The sequence below is a fragment of the Salinibacterium sp. AL4.1 genome (genome assembly GCF_059767305.1).
On sequence record NZ_JBSOQK010000002.1, the window covers coordinates 485,365 to 500,095 of the forward strand.

Genomic DNA, 14,731 nt, shown 5'->3' on the forward strand with positions numbered 1-14,731 from the left:
CTTAAAGCTTGGTGACCTGGTCGAAGCTGAGCTCGACCGGGGTCTCGCGCTCGAAGAGCGAAACCAGAACGATGAGCTTGCCGCTCTCGGGCTTGATCTCGCTGATCGAACCGGGAAGACCCGCGAACGAGCCCTCCTTGATGGTGATCGTCTCGCCGATTTCGAAGTCGATCTCTGCGGGAATGGCGCGTGCAGCGGTCTTGCTCTTCTGCGATGCACCCTTAGCAACAGGAGCTTCAACGATTTCTACGAGGCTCTTGAGCATGTTGAATGCTTCTTCGAACCGCAGGGGTACCGGGTTGTGAGCGTTGCCCACGAAGCCAGTAACACCGGGAGTGTGACGAACGACCGACCAGCTGTCTTCGTTGAGGTCCATGCGAACCAAAACGTAGCCAGGGATACGAACGCGGTTGACGAGCTTGCGCTGGCCGTTCTTGATCTCGACAACATCTTCCATCGGAACCTCGACCTGGAAGACGTAATCTTCCATCGCCATGGAAACCTTGCGGTTTTCGATGTTGTGCTTGACGCGTTTTTCGAAGCCGGCGTAGGAGTGGATGACGTACCACTTGCCAGGCTGAAGACGAAGGTCCATGCGGAACTCGGCGTAGGGGTCAACCTCTGCCTCATCTTCGGATGCGGAAGCAGCGTCAGTTGTTTCGGCGCTTTCAGCCGTGTCAGCAGCTTCGTCATCCGTTGCAGCTACAGAAGCGTCAGCCTCCGCAGCGTTATCGATGTCGAGAGCGTCGTTCACTTCAGCATCGGCTTCGGGGTCAACAGCAGCATCCAGAGCTTCAAGAAGCCCAGCAAGATCGGCGTCAACATCAGTCGAACCATCTTCGACGTGCATTGCCTGGTGCTCGGCGGAGTCTTCTGAACGCTCTGCCTCAGCCAGGGTGTTACCCGTCTGCGCCTCATCCTCCTCGGAGGACTGCTCTGCTGCCGTAGCGAGCTCGGAGTCTTCGCGGTGGTTCTCGGACACTAAATCTCTTTTCGTTACTCTGCAATGCGGCCGTAGCCGCTGCGGTTTGTGAAGGGCCTAGACCACGAGGTTGGGATCGCCGAACAAGAAGTTCACCAAGGCGCTGAACCCAAAGTCGAGGCCAGAAACGATACCCATCATGATGATCACGAAGACAAGAACGACGAGAGTGAAGCTGACCAGCTCGCGGCGGGTCGGGGTCACAACCTTCTTGAGTTCGTTGATTACTTGGCGGATGAAGAGTGCCATGCGACCGAAGGGTCCACGACGTTGCGCGCTTTCCTTCTTCGCTTTGGCGACGACGTCCTCGCTGGGCTCGTCTACGACTTTCTTGGCCACTCTTAGATACCTTCCGATACTTCGGCTTGCTCGACCCACTCCGCGTTAGACGGACCGGGACTTGCAGGGCGGACAGGACTCGAACCTGCAACCTGCGGTTTTGGAGACCGCTGCTCTACCAATTGAGCCACCACCCTCTGCAAGAGACCTAAATCTCTTACTCACACCTTCGCACAAACACACCGCGACATCCACATTGAGAAGTGAGGAGCAGGCGCGCGAAAGTATGGCAGTTATCAACTACCTGAACAAGTGTACGTCATCCTGAGCCGTCGCGCAGTTCGCGCTCCCCTGTAGAGCGATCAATACAGAAAACCCGCAGAAAACGGCGGCTCGTCGACCCGCCCAAAAAAGATTTCAAGAAAGTTTGAAAACCCGCGTCATAACCGAAGGGGGTTGCAGTCTCTCTATGCAAGCAGGGCAAACCAACCCTTCTTATTTCGGGCAACACCAGCAACACCCGGGCACAACCAGCCCAACCAAACGAGAGCTAACCATCTCGTTGCACAACTCAAAAAGCACAACCACCATATGGGCAAGCGAAGCTGAGATCAGGCAGTAGTTCGTGGCACAACCCTCACGTTGGCCTCATTGTCGAACCAGCTTCCTTATCCACACAGGATCAGGAAGGTACCAGTCGTGTTCATTCAACACATCCCGCGCACTGGGAAGCCAGTCGGGAAAAGCAACCACACCGCAGGAGTCCGTTTCGGAGCGGCCCTCGGAACCATGGCCCTCGTATCGGGCTTCACATTCATTGCACCCGCTGCTGCTAACGCAGAAGAGACCAACGGAGCCTCGTACGCCTACGCAGAATTCCTTTCAGGAGATGTGCTCGGAACCGACCTCGGCAACGTCGCCGGCCTCGGCCAAGTAGTCGCCAGCAACAACGGCAACCAGGCACGACAGGTTCACCGCGATCCGCTCACCGTTGAAGTTCTTGGCGCGACCGTACTCAACCAACCGGGCGGCTTGCAGCTTCCCCTCCTCGATGTGGTGGATGCCGGCGCAATCAGCCAGTACGCAGAAGCCGACAAGAACGGCGTTTCGTTCGCCTCCACCGGAGCAATCCAGGACGATGGCGCGATCGGCGTAGGCAACACCTCGTCTGGACGGGCGGGCGACCTCACCGTTGACTTGGACAGCCTCCTCAGCAACGAGTTCGCTTCGGTACTCACTGACCTCAAGCTCGACCTCGATGCAGTCTCGGCTCGCGCCGACGGAAACATGACATCGGCATCCGGCGACTACACGCTCGCTGACGCCACACTGAGCTTCTCCAGCCCCGCCATCAGCAAGCTGACGAGCAAGGTCACGAAGGCGCTCGACGGTGTCGACGGCCAGCTCATCAGCCTGGGCGGCGACAACGGTGCTCTCGGCAACTCGATCGACGGCATCCTCGATCCCGTTCTCGGTGTCGTCGGTTCTTCGGCCGACGTGAAGGTCATCGTTGACGCCGACCTGCAAAAGGCAGTGAGCGCCCTGCTCGTCGGCAAGTATGGCAACGGTGCCGTGAGCTTCAACCTCGAAACGGGCGCCGTAGTGGTTGACCTCGAGGCTCTCTTAGGCGGCGAACTCAACAATCTGGCTCCGAACACCGAACTGCTCACGGATGCGGTCGTCAACCAGATCCTCAACGGCATCACCGAAACAGTGGCCGACCTCGCTGACGACATCGTCGAACGCGTCGAGCTGTCGCTGCGGGATGCTCGGGTCGAGGTATCCGCCAAGCTCAACCTGCTGACTGCTCAGAAGTCCACCCAGAAGACGGTGTGCCGCGACATCCAAGTTCCGATCATCGGCGACATCCTCAACGGTGAAGTTCTCGGCGGTGGCTCGTCCAGCGGTGGCCTCGTTGGTGGCCTGCTCGGCGGCCTGACCGGCGGTCTCACTGAAGGAGTTACTCAGGGCGTAACGCAGGGCATCATCGGCTACACGACAGACACCGTGTGTGAAGTGGTTGGTGCGGTTCTCCCCGACCTGCGCAGCACCGTTGACGTCAGCATCGTGGGAAACGTGGATGACCTGATCAACGGAACTGCGATCTCGGCAAAGGCGAACATCTCGCTTCTTGGCGGAACCGTCACAACCGGCCTCAATGTCGACACCCTGATCGGCAGCCTCGGCAAGAGCCTCAACAGCTCGCTCTTCTCCAACGACGGCGTGGTCACCTCGCTCGTCAAGAGCCTGAACACCGGCCTTGTGAACCCGGCAGTAACCGGCCTCCTCGGAGACTCCAGCGTGGCGACAGTGCTCCACGACCTGGTCTCGATCAAGGTCAACGTGCAAGAACAGTTGACTTCCACCGGCACCGTCAAGGGTGACATGTTCAGCGAAACGGCAGTGCGGGTGGCCGTCGGCAGCGGAGACGTCGCGACCCTCAACGTGGCTCGTGCCGTAGTCGGCCCCAACGTTCAGACCGTGATTGACCCCGGATGCACGGAGAACTGCGGCCCGACGGATCCTGAAGATCCCAACTGCACCGAAAACTGTGGCCCAGTCACTGACCCTTGTGTCGGAATCTGCCTCCTAGATCTTCCGACCTATGCCCTCGATGGGCAGCTCGCATACACCGGTGCCGGTGTTGCGACTCTCATCGCCCTCATCGTCGCGTTGTTGGCAGCGGGTGCCTACTTCGCGCGTCAGGGTTACCTACGTACACACCCCAAGTCCGAGCTCTAGGACTGCGTAAGTAACCTTTAGCGGCCGGAGCTTATCGTCCCCCCAGGATCACAGCTCCGGCCGCTTCTCTCTGGCCCTATCGCGTTCTCGCGGTAGGGCCAGTCTTCTGTGTGCGTGCCTGTGCACCGCCAGCAATCTCTGGGCATCCACGCATCCGAAGCCATAGACTTATGGCGTGACCTCACCTCGCCTCTCCGCCAGAATTTCCGCCATCGCCGAGTCAGCCACCCTCAAGGTGGATGCCAAAGCCAAGTCGCTTCTTGCGGCCGGGCGACCCATCATCAGCTATGCGGCGGGCGAGCCCGATTTCGCGACTCCCGCGAACATCGTGGAGGCGGCATCCAAGGCTGTGCTCGACCCCAAGAACCACCGCTACACGCCTGCAGCCGGACTCCCCGAGCTGCGCGAAGCTATCGCCGCCAAGACGCTGCGCGACAGCGGCCTCGAAGTGGGTATCAACCAGGTCGTCGTCACTAATGGTGGCAAGCAAGCCGTTTACCAAGCCTTCGCGACTCTCGTTGACGAGGGCGACGACGTCATCGTTCCCACCCCGTACTGGACCACCTACCCCGAAGCCATCAAGCTTGCGGGCGGCAACACCGTTGAGGTCTTCGCCGGCGCCGACCAGGGGTACCTCGTCACGGTCGAGCAGCTTGAAGCCGCCCGCACCGAGAACACCAAGGTGCTGCTCTTCGTTTCGCCGTCGAACCCCACCGGTGCCGTCTACTCGCCCGAGCAGACCAAGGCCATCGGCGAGTGGGCTCTCGAGCACGGCATCTGGGTGATCAGCGATGACATCTACCAGAACTTGGTCTACGACGGAGTGCGTGCCGTCTCGATCGTGGAGGCTGTTCCGGCGCTCGCCGACACCACCATCCTCGTGAACGGTGTCGCTAAGAGCTACTCGATGACCGGCTGGCGCCTCGGCTGGATGGTCGGCCCGGTCGACGCCATGAAGGGCGCTGCGAACCTGCAGTCGCACCTCACGAGCAACGTCTCCAACATCTCGCAGCGTGCCGCGATCGAAGCGCTCACCGGCCCGCAGGATGCCGTGGAAGAAATGCGCCTGGCCTTCGACCGTCGCCGCAAGCTCATCGTCTCGGAACTCAACAAGATCGAGGGCCTCAACTGTCCGACTCCGCAGGGCGCGTTCTACGTCTACCCGGATGTCACGGGCCTGCTGAACCGCGAATGGGGCGGAGTCACTCCGACTACGAGCCTCGAGCTCGCCGATCTCATTCTCGATCAGGCCGAAGTTGCCGTCGTGCCCGGAGAAGCATTCGGACCCAGCGGCTACCTGCGCCTCTCGTACGCCCTCGGCGACGACGCTCTTCTCGAAGGCGTGCAGCGCCTACAGAAGCTCTTTAGCTAAGACAACAAACGCCACCCGTGCGGTGAAGGAATTATGGATGCCGCTGACCGACTGAGCACGGCACTTACCGCTGCCCTGCCGTCACAGCGCCTGCAAGCTGCGATGTCGGCCGGTACCCACCCGCGTGACGAATTCGTGCGCGTGCTGCTTGAGCGGTGCGCGATCGAGCCTGACCTCAACGTTCGTGAGACTCTCACGTGGGCGTTGATGCGGCATCCGGCGGCGGTAACCGTACCGCTGCTGGTGGCCGAGACGCGCTCGGGAACCGCGCAGGCACGAAGCCAAGCGCTGCACACGCTGTCGAAGATTGGCGACCCTGCCGGCTGGCAAGCGATCACGCCCGAGGTTCTCAACGACTCTGACGAGACCGTGGCGCGCACCGCCTGGCGAGTGGCAACAGTACTCGTTCCCGAGGGACGCGAATCCGAATTGGCCGCACTGCTCGTGCCCCATCTCGGCCATGGCGAGCGCGATGCCAAGATGAGCCTCAGCCGGTCACTCGTGACGCTCGGCGATCACGCCGCGACGCTGCTCGACGAGATTGTTGAGAACGGCAGCGCGAATGCACGGCTGCACGCTATGACAACGGTGCTGCTGCGCGAATCCCCCGACGACGGCTACGAAGCCGCGCTCTTCGATGCAGAGCTACGCCTTCTGCTTGCGGATGATGCAGCAGGTGAAAGCGGAGAGTCCGACGACAGCGAGCAGGCCTAGCGCCCGGGCAACTCGACAGATACCGTCGTTCCACCGTAACCATTGGCCTGATCACGGCCCTCGATGGTGACCTCAGTAATGCCCTCAGGGATTTCGACGCCCGACTGCGTGCGCGTGAACGGCTGCTCGCTCGCGTGATCATGTGTGAGCGTGTGCTCGCCGAGTACCGTTCCATCGGGCGCTACTACGCGCCAGCCATCGGCGTACTGCTCGGGGGTGTCGTAGGGAGAGCTAATGGTGACCGCGAAGTCGAAGACGTTGGCGCCAGAGGGGGTGACCTCCACCTCTTCCACATCGGGGAAGAACGTGGTCGCGTCAGGGCTTGAGCTGGCTGGCGGTGTTGTGCTGAGCTCAGACGTGTTGTTGGAGGTGCCCGGCGACGAGCATCCGGTGACCGCACAGGCAACGGCGAGCGCGAGCGCGGCAAGAGCGGTGGTTCGAGTGCGGGCCGGCGAGATCATGGTTTGACCGTAGCGGCGCTGGCTGAATACTCGCGCAACAGCGCCGCATCAACCGATCGGTTGATGGACCTCTAACCGACTGCACCTGTCGCGCCCGGCCCAGACAAGCGACGATAGAAGCATGAACACCACCGCTCCCGTCGTGCAGGTCGAGAATCTGCGCAAAACCTACGGCTCTTTTGCCGCTGTCGACTCGGTCAGTTTCGAGATTCAGCGCGGCGAGACCTTCGCTTTGCTCGGCCCGAATGGCGCCGGCAAATCGACCACGATCGAGATCCTTGAGGGATACCGTGACCGAACCGGTGGCTCGGTGAAGGTGCTGGGCGTCGATCCGGGTAAAGGCGGCCTCAACTGGAAGGCCCGTCTCGGAATCGTGTTGCAGTCGTCGGGCGAGAGCGGCAATGTGTCCGTGCGCGAACAGCTGACCCACTTTGCTGGTTACTACCCCAACCCGCGCAATGTCGACGAAGTGATCGCATCCGTAGGGCTCGAGGCGAAAGCGGGCACCTTGATCCGCAAACTTTCGGGCGGCCAACGCCGGCGAGTGGATGTCGCGCTCGGCATCATCGGAAGCCCCGAGCTGCTCTTTCTCGACGAGCCCACTACGGGCTTCGACCCCGAGGCACGTCAACAGTTCTGGCAACTGATTCGCTCGCTCAAGGCGGACGGCACGAGCATCCTTCTCACTACCCACTACCTCGATGAGGCTGCGCAATTGGGCGACCGTGCCGGTGTGATTGCGGGCGGCAAAATGATCGATATCGGTGCCATCGATGAGATTGGCGGAGAAGAAGCGCGCATCCCACGCGTACGGTGGCGCGATGCCAACGGCAAGCACGAAGAGCGCACCCACACTCCTGGCGCTGTCGTGGCATCCCTCATGGCTGCCGGTGCAGAACCGGCCGGACTCGAGATCGTTCGCCCCAGCCTCGAAGACATTTACCTGCAGTTGGTCTCCGACCATGCACACGCACACGCACACGAAGTGGAGAACGCCCGATGAGCGCCGCACCGACCACTACCGAAACTGCCCCCAGCTTCGGCCTCGGAATCGGCCGCAGTATGCGACTTGGTTTCAGCCGCATCACGCTCGAAGTGCGCAGTTACTTTCGCCAGGGCGACTCGGTCTTCTTCACCTTCCTCTTTCCTGTCGTCATGCTCACGATCTTCGCGGTTGCCTTCAGCGAGCAGAACTTCGGCACCGAAGAAGAGCCGCTCACCGCAGCCGCCTTCTACCTGCCCGGGATGATCGCCGCGGGACTGCTGCTGAGCGGTCTGCAGAACATGGCCATCGACATTGCGATGGAACGCAGCGACGGAACGCTCAAACGGCTGGCCGGAACACCCCTGCCGGTGATGAGCTATTTCATTGGCAAGATCGGGCAAGTCTTTACGACCGGTGTGCTGCAAGCTACGCTCGTGATTCTGGTCGCGAGCCTCGCCTTCGACGTGGAGCTACCGAGTGAACCCAGCAAATGGGTGACGTTCGCGTGGGTCTTTGTGCTCGGGGTCACGACATCCGCCGTGCTCGGAATTGCACTGAGCGGCCTCCCCCGCAGCGGCAAGAGTGCCACTGCCGTCGTGATCCCTGTCGCCCTCATACTGCAGTTCATCTCGGGCGTTTACCTCGGCTTCTCGATGTTGCCCGAGTGGTTGCAGAACTTTGCCAGCATCTTCCCGCTCAAGTGGATGGCGCAGGGAATGCGCGAAGTGTTCCTCCCCGCCAGCTTCGAAGTGATGGAGCAATCCGAAAGCTGGAACCTTCCCGGAGTGGCCATCGCCACCGGCCTCTGGTTGGTTATCGGCCTGATCGTGACGCGCCTGACCTTCCGCTGGATCCGCAAGGATAGCTAAATGGGTTTTGTTCGGTGGATGAGCATTGCGGTGACCGTCACAACGGCGGTCATGGCAGTGCTCATCGTCGGCTCCGGCGGCTATAGCTCGGGGACCAAGACGGGCGCCGGAATCGCGTTGGCAGCTTTCGCGCTCGCCTGGTTCACGCTCGGTATTCGTTCGCAGGCTAGCCGCCTAGCCGCCTTCGCTTTCGTGACCGCGCTCGTCGTCACCGTGGGCGTGGCCGTAGCCTTCATGCCCGTGATGGCCACGCTGCAAGCCCTCGCGTATCCCCTCGTGTGGGTGATCTCCGAACGCACCCGCAACGCGATTATCAGCAACGTTGCGCTCGCCCTCTCCGTGGGAGTCGGCTCGATCATCAACATGGGGCTGAGCGTTGAAGCCGTGCTGTACAGCAGCACCGTCACTGCGCTCTCCCTCATCTTCAGCCTCGCCCTCGGCCTCTGGATCACCCAGATCTCAAAACTCAGCAACCAACGCCACGACCTCGTACTTGAGCTGCAATCCACGCGCGACGAACTCGCCGCCATCAGCCGGGATGCCGGCGTCTCCAGCGAACGAGAGCGGCTCGCCCGCGAAATCCACGACACCATCGCGCAAGACCTCACCGGGCTAGTGCTCGTTGCCCAACGAGCGAAGCGCGAACTGGATAACAACAACGCTGCCGCCGCAGCCGAACAGCTTGAGCTGATTGAAGACAGCGCCCGCGCAGCACTCGCGGAGGCGCGCGCACTGGTTACGGCATCCGCTCCCGTGGGGCTCACAGGCGACGGAATCACGAGCGCTCTGACCCGACTGGCCGAGCGGTACAGCCGCGAAACCCAACTGACGGTAACGGTGGATGCCGAGCACCTTCCCGCAATCGCCCGCGAAACTGAGGTGGTGGTTCTGCGCTGCGCTCAAGAAGCCCTCGCCAATGTGCGCAAGCACGCGAACGCGACTCGCGCCACGATTACGGTGAGCGTCGACGACGCCGGGCTCACTGTTGCCGTGACCGACGATGGCACCGGCTTCGACCCGACCACCACTCATACCGGCTTCGGGCTCGAAGGAATGAGCGAACGTCTGGCCCTCGTGAACGGCCGCCTCGATGTTGATAGTTCGACCGCGGGCACCACGGTGCGCGCCACCATCCCGAAAGAAGTTTTCGCATGATTCGTGTTGTCGTTGCTGACGATCATCCGATCGTCCGCAGTGGAATCGTTGGCCTACTGAGTTCGGCGGATGACATCGAAGTCGTCGGCGAAGCCAGCGACGGCAGCGAGGCGGTCGCCCTGGCCACCCAGCTCTCCCCCGACGTTGTGCTCATGGATTTGCGCATGCCCGGCCTCGGAGGCGCCGAGGCAACCGCGCAGCTCGTGGCTGCGCGCCCGGACGTGCGCGTGCTCATTCTGACGACCTACGAGTCCGACGAAAACATTCTGACCGCCATCGAAGCCGGAGCGAGTGGCTACCTGCTGAAGGCTGCTCCCCAGGAGGAGATCTTGGCTGGGCTCCGCTCGGTCGCCCGCGGCGAGGTCGCGCTGGCTCCGTCTATTGCAGCACTGCTCGTGAATCGGATGCGCGAACCCGCAAAGGTGACACTGAGCGAACGTGAAACTCAAGTACTCGCTCTCGTCGCAGCGGGCAATAGCAACCGAAAGATTGCCGCCGCCCTGTTCGTGAGTGAGGCGACGGTGAAGACCCACCTCATCCACGTCTTCGAGAAGCTCGACGTGAAGGATCGCACTCGCGCGGTGACGAAGGCGATGGAGCTGGGGCTGCTGCCCCGAACCAGCTAGGCCGCTCCTACTAGGCCAGTTCGACTCCGACAGCTACAGGCTCGGGCTGCAAGTGGATGCCATACCGGCTGAGCACGCACGCCCCGATGTAGCGGGCGAGTTCTGCAATCTCTGCGGCATCGGCGCCAGTGCGGTTGACGATTGCCAGGCTGTGTTTGGTGGAGACGGCAGCGCGCGACCCCGGGAGGCGAAAGCCCTTCTTGACGCCCGAATTCTCGATGAGCCAGGCGGCGCTGAGCTTCACCAGTCGAGGCTTGGGCGGCGGTGGCGGTGCGGGAGTTTCGCCGAGCGGAACCACAACATCGGCAACCGGCTCATCGTCGATGACCCAGCGTGGGGCATCCGCGGGAAGGGCCCGGGCGATGTGTTCGGGCACGATCGGGTTCGTGAAGAACGAGCCGCAGCTGGCCGAGTCAGGTTCGTTGGGGTCGAGCACCATCGCTTTGGAGGCCCGCAGCGCGAGTACGGTGTCGCGCACCTGCTGCACGGGTACGCCGTCTCCGATGTTTACGCCGAGCGCGGTCGCGAGTTGTTGGTACTGAACGGTGCTCTCGGGCGAGGCAGTGAGTGTGATGTACACGGCGAGAACAACGCCGGCGCGAGCCTCTTTGATCACTGAGTTGCGGTAGCCCAGTTCGAGTTCGGCGGTCGTCAGGTGCACGAATTCGCTGGTGTCGTAGTCGAGAAAGTCAATGCCGTCGAGCACGCTGGCAACTTCTTGCCCGTACGCTCCGATGTTCTGGATGGGGGCTGCTCCCACGGAGCCGGGGATACCGCTGAGCGCTTCGAGCCCAGCCCAGCCGCGTGAAACCAGTTTCGCTACGAGTCCATCCCACGATTCACCGGCTTGCACACGCAGGCTGAGGGTGGTGTCGGTTTGGGAGACGAGTTGAATGCCTCGGGTCGCGATGTGGATGACAGTTCCGTCGAATCCTTCATCGCTGATGACCATGTTGGAGCCGCCCCCAATGAGCAGCCATTCGTCGCCTCGTTGCCACACGTCTCGCATGGTTGCGAGAAGTTCTTGCTCGGTAGCGGGACGCAGCAGCGTGTGTGCTGGTCCTCCTACTCGAATGGTGGTGAGGTCGGCAAGCATCGCGTTGTGTTGCGGCGCTGTGCTTTCGCTGGGGGCGGTGTCGGTCATTTGTTGAGTTTGACCCTCACTTGTGATTTACCGAGCACGGTCTGGTTCGCGGCGCTGACCGTGAGGTCGATGCGCGTCACATCGTCTTCGATCGCGCCAACTTTGGCGCTGACGTTGACGGTGATTCCACCGTTGCCATCAACGACGACGGGGCGCGTGAAGCGTACGCCGTATTCGACGACTTCGCCGCGACCATCCATCCAGTCAATGACGGGCTGAACGGCGAGGCCCATCGTGAGCATGCCGTGGGCGAGGACGCCGGGCAGGCCTACTGACTTGGCGACGTCGTCGCGGTAGTGAATGGGGTTGAAGTCTCCGGATGCTCCGGCGTAACGCACGAGGGAGAAGCGGGTGAGGGTGACTTTGCCGGTGATGAGTTCTTGCCCGACGGTGAGGTCGCTCATTCTGTGCCTCTCATGACGAGTACGGAGGTTGCGGTGACGACGTGATTACCGCCGGCATCGCTGATCGCGGTTTCGGCGGTAATCATGTCGTTGCCACCGAGGGACTTGATGCTCGTGACGGTGAGGATGGCGGTGAGTTCGTCGCCGGCGACGATGGGTCGCGTGTAGCGGAACTTTTGTTCTCCGTGCACGATGCGGGAGAAGTCGATGCCGGTGTCGGGGGCGGCCAGGAGAAGGGCGAGGCCTGCTTCTTGGATGACGACGGCGAAGGTGGGCGGTGCTACGACATCCGCATAGCCTGCTGCTTTCGCTGCTTCAGCGTCGTGGTTGAGGGGGCTTTGGGCGAAGACGGCGCGAGCAAACTCGCGTACTTTTTCGCGCCCGACAAGATACGGGGTGGTGGGCGGGAAGACCCGGCCTTCTAGTTCTGGATTCACTGGCACGGTTACCAGTTTAGGCAGTGTTGAGGGTTCTGCACGTTAAAGAGTGAAGCCCCGGGAGACCGTGAGGTCTGCCGGGGCTTCAGGAATCTTGTGAGGCGTTAGCTCAGTAAATTTTTACTGGCAGCTGTCGCACTGCAGAAGATCCATTGGGTCGACGGGAATTGCGTATCCGCCAACAGTGTCGTTTTCGTTATCCATTCGATCCTCCTTAAAGTCTTCTCGAAGTTTGCCGACGGTTTGTCGGAGATTTCACTATATATGGGTAATGACACCCCTGTCATTACCCTAGATGTAGTGTCACGGCGTGTCGGCCAACTTTCTTTAAAACTACCCGCAGCCACCGACATTTCTCGGGTGAAGCACCTCGATGGAACATCGCAAGCACGGTGAAAAATCCAGTCGCGTAGTGCACAATGGGTCAACCAATCGCGGAAAGGCACCTCATGGATTCGACCAACACCCTTCCCCCCATTGAGCGCTGGTGGCCCGAACTGAGCATCGAGGCCAAGCATTCGCTGAAAGAAGATCTCCACGGCGAGATCAACGACTCGGTACTCCAAGAGATCGCGACGCTGACAAACAGCGATGCCGCGACCGCACCCCAACGCCTCGGTGACGACGAGCGGGATTACATCGCGACTCAAACTGAGATCGTTGACTAGGGCACAAGATACCGCTCCGGCAATGTGATGGATTCGTTCACCGCGTCCGCCGCTGCGCCGCAGAGCGAACCCCACCTCCGGCCATGGCAGCCCACTGATGCTGGCGCGCTGCTCGACGCCTACCGGTCGACGCCTGATTTAGGCATCCAATTGGGTTCGCCCACTTTGTTCTCAGAAGCGCGTGCTCGAGACTTCATCGCTGCCGATCTCGGACGCGGTAATACGCACCTCAATTGGGCGATCGTGGATGGCGCTTGTGCTGTCGGCAACATGGGGATTTCGAGCATCGACCGACGACACGACACTGCGTGGCTGTACTACTGGCTCGCTGCTTCTGGTCGCGGGAGAGGGTTGGCCACTCGCGCTCTCGCTACGGCCGCCGAGTGGGCTTTCGATGAGGGGTTATTCCGCCTCGAGTTAGGTCACCGAGTCAACAACCCTGCGTCGTGCGTCGTCGCCACTCGAGCAGGCTTCGCCCCAGAGGGCGTCCAACGACAGAAGCTGCGCTACGGCGGTGAGCGCTTCGACGTGGAAATACACGCTCGGTTGCGCACCGACGATGAGGTGCCTGTGCTCTTGTTGCCGCTCACGACATAGTTCACAGGAATCGTGCTCCGCCTGTGGATCGCACGTCTCTAGACTGATGCCATGCTGGCCCCCGACGACCTCGTGTGGCTCGATCTGCCGTTCTTTCGAACTACACTTCCGCGCGTCATCCGCCGCACGATTCGTCGCGCTGTACGACGCGAAGAACTCTGGAACGGCAATGTCGAAGCGCCGCTGCACACTTTCTTCACCGATCGCGAGCACGTAGTGAAATAGGCGATAGCAACCCGCGACAAGTACGCCGTCGAGGTTCCATCGCTTGAGGCGCGGCATCCGAATCTCGTAATTGTGCGATTGCGATCGCAGCGAGAAGTCGGCCGCTGGCTAGCGGGCGCCCTCGCGACATCCACGCACTAGGTCAGCTAGGCCTTGCCCTCGACCTCGCGGGTGACGGCAAGGTATTGCTGGTCATACAGCTGAGCGGGGTGGGCTCCCGCAGGGTATTCGCCTGCCCAACGATAGGACAGCGGGTCGTCATAAATCGTGTACCAGCCGCAACTACATACGTAGAGTCCCTGATTCTTGGCGACATTGAACTGTTCGTAGTGTTCCGGCGTTCCTACATCGATGTGGTGCTCTGCGTACACACGTCTGAGCGCTTCGAACCCGGACGTGAGCTGGGGGCGTTGCGCGAGCGCATCCACTCCACTCGGGGTAATCACGAGTTCCTGACCGTGCTTCTCGGCGAAACCTTTATCGAGCAGCGCGACGATGCCTTCGCGACACTTACTCTCATCACCCCACCACCCTCTTCCTTCTAACAGCCCGTCTGGTGTGAATCTGACGGGCGCTCGGAGTTGCAGCAGCCACAGCGCCCGCAGGTCTTGGTCTTCCCTGTCGAGATCGTTTCTCAGCCCTTGCAGTTCGGTGCGAGTCGTGGGCTTGAAAGCGGCCGCTTCGGGCGACCTGAGCGCGCGCCATCCGGTGCGCGACGGCGAGAGAATCTTTCCCAAAGGAAGGTGCTGATCCACGAACCGTCCTGTTGGCGTGCCCGGGGATGTTACAAGAAAGCCCTCTGCGATCAGCCTGATTGCGGCACTGTGGTTGCCGGTTCCCAAAGGGGTATCGACGAAAGAAAGGGAGTGCCCCTCGTCATTCTCCCGCAACACCGCGCGATTGATTGAGCACTGCCAGAGCGTCTTCCACTCCAGACTGCTCAGGTCGTCGGTGTTGAGGCGGCTCGAAAGAAAAGGAAACGTCACACTCAATTATTGCTGTGCGAGTGATCCTCATCCAGAGCACGTGCGCCCCCCAAAAGGGCTGGGCTCACCGGCGAGTCAGCGGTTC

The 14,731-nt window shown here is 61.2% G+C and carries 17 protein-coding genes and 1 tRNA gene; 10 read left to right on the plus strand and 8 right to left on the minus strand.

Annotated features, from left to right (window positions below):
• Position 1: 1 nt before the first annotated feature.
• The 3 genes from nusG to ACWTV3_RS11665 all read right to left on the minus strand — a co-directional run bounded on the left by nusG (position 2) and on the right by ACWTV3_RS11665 (position 1,458).
• Complete coding sequence (nusG, locus tag ACWTV3_RS11655; protein WP_498478366.1) at positions 2-982, minus strand: transcription termination/antitermination protein NusG; 981 nt, start codon at positions 980-982, stop codon at positions 2-4.
• A gap of 57 nt (positions 983-1,039) precedes the next feature.
• Complete coding sequence (gene secE / locus ACWTV3_RS11660) at positions 1,040-1,321, minus strand: preprotein translocase subunit SecE (RefSeq protein ID WP_100389471.1); 282 nt, start codon at positions 1,319-1,321, stop codon at positions 1,040-1,042.
• 64 nt (positions 1,322-1,385) lie between these two features.
• Positions 1,386-1,458 (minus strand) — tRNA-Trp (locus tag ACWTV3_RS11665).
• A 592-nt stretch (positions 1,459-2,050) separates the two neighbouring features.
• On the opposite strand from ACWTV3_RS11665, the gene ACWTV3_RS11670 reads away from it, so the two are divergent.
• From ACWTV3_RS11670 to ACWTV3_RS11680, 3 genes are all read left to right on the plus strand, one after another.
• Positions 2,051-4,003 (plus strand): choice-of-anchor G family protein, encoded by a 1,953-nt coding sequence (locus ACWTV3_RS11670; RefSeq protein WP_498478367.1) that lies wholly within the window; start codon positions 2,051-2,053, stop codon positions 4,001-4,003.
• A 175-nt stretch (positions 4,004-4,178) separates the two neighbouring features.
• A complete protein-coding gene (locus ACWTV3_RS11675; RefSeq protein WP_100389469.1) occupies positions 4,179-5,375 on the plus strand; it encodes a pyridoxal phosphate-dependent aminotransferase in 1,197 nt (398 codons plus the stop codon).
• Positions 5,376-5,408: 33 nt separating this feature from the next.
• Positions 5,409-6,089, plus strand: coding sequence for a HEAT repeat domain-containing protein (locus ACWTV3_RS11680; RefSeq protein ID WP_498478368.1), 681 nt, complete (start codon positions 5,409-5,411; stop codon positions 6,087-6,089).
• Here the strand turns inward: ACWTV3_RS11680 and ACWTV3_RS11685 are convergent.
• Positions 6,086-6,550: a hypothetical protein gene (locus ACWTV3_RS11685; protein ID WP_498478369.1), complete on the minus strand. Its 465-nt coding sequence runs from the start codon at positions 6,548-6,550 to the stop codon at positions 6,086-6,088. The two genes, ACWTV3_RS11680 and ACWTV3_RS11685, sit on opposite strands and share 4 nt — an antisense overlap.
• A 121-nt stretch (positions 6,551-6,671) precedes the next feature.
• On the opposite strand from ACWTV3_RS11685, the gene ACWTV3_RS11690 reads away from it, so the two are divergent.
• Genes ACWTV3_RS11690 through ACWTV3_RS11705 form a run of 4 tightly spaced genes read left to right on the plus strand, consistent with a single transcriptional unit; the run spans position 6,672 to position 10,185 of the window.
• Entirely contained in the window at positions 6,672-7,553 is an 882-nt protein-coding gene (locus tag ACWTV3_RS11690) for an ABC transporter ATP-binding protein (protein ID WP_498478370.1), read from the plus strand.
• 59 nt (positions 7,554-7,612) lie between these two features.
• Positions 7,613-8,404 (plus strand): ABC transporter permease, encoded by a 792-nt coding sequence (locus tag ACWTV3_RS11695; RefSeq protein ID WP_498478548.1) that lies wholly within the window; start codon positions 7,613-7,615, stop codon positions 8,402-8,404.
• Positions 8,405-9,559, plus strand: a complete 1,155-nt coding sequence (locus ACWTV3_RS11700; protein ID WP_498478371.1) for a sensor histidine kinase — start codon at positions 8,405-8,407, stop codon at positions 9,557-9,559. It begins immediately after the preceding gene.
• On the plus strand, positions 9,556-10,185 hold the full coding sequence (locus ACWTV3_RS11705) for a response regulator (protein ID WP_498478372.1): 630 nt from the start codon (positions 9,556-9,558) through the stop codon (positions 10,183-10,185). Before ACWTV3_RS11700 ends, ACWTV3_RS11705 begins: the two co-directional genes overlap by 4 nt.
• 10 nt (positions 10,186-10,195) lie before the next feature.
• Here ACWTV3_RS11705 and ACWTV3_RS11710 read toward each other — a convergent pair whose 3' ends face one another.
• Genes ACWTV3_RS11710 through ACWTV3_RS11720 form a run of 3 tightly spaced genes read right to left on the minus strand, consistent with a single transcriptional unit; the run spans position 10,196 to position 12,176 of the window.
• Complete coding sequence (locus ACWTV3_RS11710; RefSeq protein ID WP_498478373.1) at positions 10,196-11,329, minus strand: UDP-N-acetylmuramate dehydrogenase; 1,134 nt, start codon at positions 11,327-11,329, stop codon at positions 10,196-10,198.
• Positions 11,326-11,733 carry a MaoC/PaaZ C-terminal domain-containing protein gene (locus ACWTV3_RS11715; protein WP_498478374.1) on the minus strand — a complete coding sequence of 136 codons (408 nt, stop codon included), beginning with the start codon at positions 11,731-11,733 and terminating at the stop codon, positions 11,326-11,328. The genes ACWTV3_RS11710 and ACWTV3_RS11715 overlap by 4 nt, the downstream gene beginning before the upstream one ends.
• Complete coding sequence (locus ACWTV3_RS11720; RefSeq protein WP_341620594.1) at positions 11,730-12,176, minus strand: FAS1-like dehydratase domain-containing protein; 447 nt, start codon at positions 12,174-12,176, stop codon at positions 11,730-11,732. Before ACWTV3_RS11720 ends, ACWTV3_RS11715 begins: the two co-directional genes overlap by 4 nt.
• 443 nt (positions 12,177-12,619) lie before the next feature.
• On the opposite strand from ACWTV3_RS11720, the gene ACWTV3_RS11725 reads away from it, so the two are divergent.
• The 3 genes from ACWTV3_RS11725 to ACWTV3_RS11735 are packed head-to-tail and all read left to right on the plus strand — an operon-like array spanning position 12,620 to position 13,660.
• Positions 12,620-12,838: a hypothetical protein gene (locus tag ACWTV3_RS11725; protein WP_498478375.1), complete on the plus strand. Its 219-nt coding sequence runs from the start codon at positions 12,620-12,622 to the stop codon at positions 12,836-12,838.
• A 27-nt stretch (positions 12,839-12,865) separates the two neighbouring features.
• On the plus strand, positions 12,866-13,435 hold the full coding sequence (locus ACWTV3_RS11730; protein WP_341620597.1) for a GNAT family N-acetyltransferase: 570 nt from the start codon (positions 12,866-12,868) through the stop codon (positions 13,433-13,435).
• Positions 13,436-13,486: 51 nt separating this feature from the next.
• Positions 13,487-13,660, plus strand: a complete 174-nt coding sequence (locus ACWTV3_RS11735) for a hypothetical protein (protein ID WP_205030370.1) — start codon at positions 13,487-13,489, stop codon at positions 13,658-13,660.
• A gap of 146 nt (positions 13,661-13,806) precedes the next feature.
• Here ACWTV3_RS11735 and ACWTV3_RS11740 read toward each other — a convergent pair whose 3' ends face one another.
• On the minus strand, positions 13,807-14,646 hold the full coding sequence (locus tag ACWTV3_RS11740; protein ID WP_498478376.1) for a hypothetical protein: 840 nt from the start codon (positions 14,644-14,646) through the stop codon (positions 13,807-13,809).
• Positions 14,647-14,731 lie beyond the last annotated feature (85 nt).